At 43.7% G+C, this 2,288-nt stretch carries 1 protein-coding gene and 2 tRNA genes; all 3 read left to right on the top strand.

All coding sequences use genetic code 11. From position 1 onward, the window contains the following. The first annotated feature begins 1 nt into the window (after nucleotide 1). Nucleotides 2-77 (top strand) — tRNA-Asn (locus R7P64_RS24050). Between the two features lie 275 nt (nucleotides 78-352). Further along, nucleotides 353-1,978, top strand: a complete 1,626-nt coding sequence (locus R7P64_RS24045) for a methyl-accepting chemotaxis protein (RefSeq protein ID WP_005384495.1) — start codon at nucleotides 353-355, stop codon at nucleotides 1,976-1,978. Between the two features lie 233 nt (nucleotides 1,979-2,211). Beyond that, nucleotides 2,212-2,287, top strand: a tRNA-Phe gene (locus R7P64_RS24040). The last annotated feature ends 1 nt before the right edge of the window (nucleotide 2,288 follow it).

Genomic DNA, 2,288 nt, shown 5'->3' with positions numbered 1-2,288 from the left:
TTCCTCCTTAGCTCAGTTGGTAGAGCGACGGACTGTTAATCCGCAGGTCGCTGGTTCGAGCCCAGCAGGAGGAGCCACTTTTAAAGCCGCATCACTTGATGCGGCTTTTTTGTATCTGCTTTATACGTCATTTCTCGCTTTCCCATTTATCTGCACTTCATTTCTAAACATCAGCGAATATTAAATCCTTTCTTCAAAAACACTTATTTCACGCTAAAAATTTAATCCTCATCGTAATTTCAATACGCATTAGTATCCGAGCATATTTATCTTCACTAAGATGCCCGAGTTATTACATTTCTTCTTTTAGCTATGCCTTGCATAGTGATAACACTTTATTTGTGAGCTAAATATGAAACTAAAAACTCAAGCCTATTTATTATCTGCAATCATATTGCTAGCTCTCCTAGCTCTGACCGCAACGGGCTTATGGACACTTCGCGTCGCAAGTAACCTTGATAACAAAGCTCGAGTTACTGAGCTATTTAAAAGTGCGTACAGCATACTTACCGAAGTAGAAAAGATGGCTATCGAAGGCAAAATGCCGGAAGACGAAGCGAAAGCATTAGCCACTCACCTACTTCGTAACAATATCTATAAAGACAACGAATACGTTTATGTCGCAGATGAAAATATGATGTTCATCGCCGCACCACTAGACCCTCAACTGCACGGAACCAGCTTCCATGACTTTAGAGATGGCAGTGGTAATAGCGTAGGCCAACTCATTCTAGATGTATTGGGGCACAAAACAGGTCAGATCGTTGAATATACCTGGAGCCAAAGACAAGCAGATGGCAGCATTGAAGAAAAACACTCGATAGCAGAAAAAACACCACACTGGGGCTGGGTTGTCGGTACAGGTATTGGCTTTAATGAAGTTAACGCACGTTTTTGGTCGACAGCACAATGGCAGCTTGTGCTGTGTCTGATTATCGCGGGAAGTATTCTAAGTGGCCTGATCATTTCGATTCGCAAAATGCTTAATCTACTTGGTGGTGAGCCTAACGATGTGCGCAAAGCAGTTCAAGCTGTCGCTCAAGGAGACATTCAGACCAGTTTTGATACTGTGGCACCGAGAGGAAGTATCTATCGTGCCGTGCAAGATATGAGTCAATCACTAGCTACTATGGTGACAAACCTAGAGAAGTCTATGCATGCACTGCGCGCAGAGTTGTCTGCCGTAGAAGCTCGATCAAATACGATTGCCGATCTTACCGTATCTCAGCAGCAATCAACGGCGATGATTGCCACTGCGATGACTGAAATGGCATCTTCAGCCAACCATGTTGCCAATTCAGCAAGCGACACCGCAAACAATACGGACGAGGCTGACAAACAAAGCCAACATACTCAGAAACTCATTCATAACACGGTTGAAAACATTCAAGGTTTAGCTTCTCAATTAAATACTGCGAGTAAAGCGGTCGCCGATCTAGATCAGGATGTAAATAATATTGTAAAAGTGCTCGATGTGATTGGTGATATTGCAGAGCAAACAAACCTATTGGCACTCAATGCAGCCATTGAAGCAGCACGTGCTGGAGAACAAGGCCGAGGCTTCGCAGTCGTTGCTGATGAGGTACGCAACCTAGCAGGACGCACACAAGACAGCACAAAAGAGATTCAGTATATGATCTCCAATCTGCAAGAAGGCTCTCGCAATGCCATTCACACAATGGAAATATGTGCAGAAACCAGTGAAAGCACTGTTACAGAGTCTAAGAATGCCTCTGAAGCTCTACAGCAAATTGTAACGGCGTTAGAATCTATCACCACAATGAGCCAGCAGATCGCTACTGCTGCCGCTGAGCAGACGCAGGTTAGCGATGATATTGCGCTACGCATAAACCTTATCGAGGAAAGCGGAGGCCAACTCAACTCTGTCGTAACCGAGAGTCAATCAAGTACTCAAAGTTTAGCTTCACTAGCGAATGAGCTAGAAGGTTGGGTAAACAAGTTCTCAGTAAAGCACTAGTTTAAAGTCAATTGTTCAATAAAAAGCACGTTTTCAGACGTGCTTTTTTGTTTTTATCGCCTTTATTTTGCAAGTGAACACACTATCAATGTTAAAACATCGCTTAAAGCATGGCGCATTGCTGCTAAAAACGCATAAAAACAGCCCACTCCGAGCACAAATTCATCAAACGATATTTTATTTTAATTTTATTGTTGACCTGAAAGCCGAAAAGCCTTTTAATACACCTCGTCGCCCGGATAGCTCAGTCGGTAGAGCAGAGGATTGAAAATCCTCGTGTCGGTGGTTCGATTCCGCCTCCGGGCACCAC

It is taken from the genome of Vibrio sp. 2304 (assembly GCF_033339475.1).
Taxonomy (GTDB): Bacteria; Pseudomonadota; Gammaproteobacteria; order Enterobacterales; family Vibrionaceae; genus Vibrio; species Vibrio alginolyticus.
The sequence above is the reverse complement of the archived record's forward strand: the minus strand, read 5'-3'. Positions and strand labels throughout refer to the sequence as shown.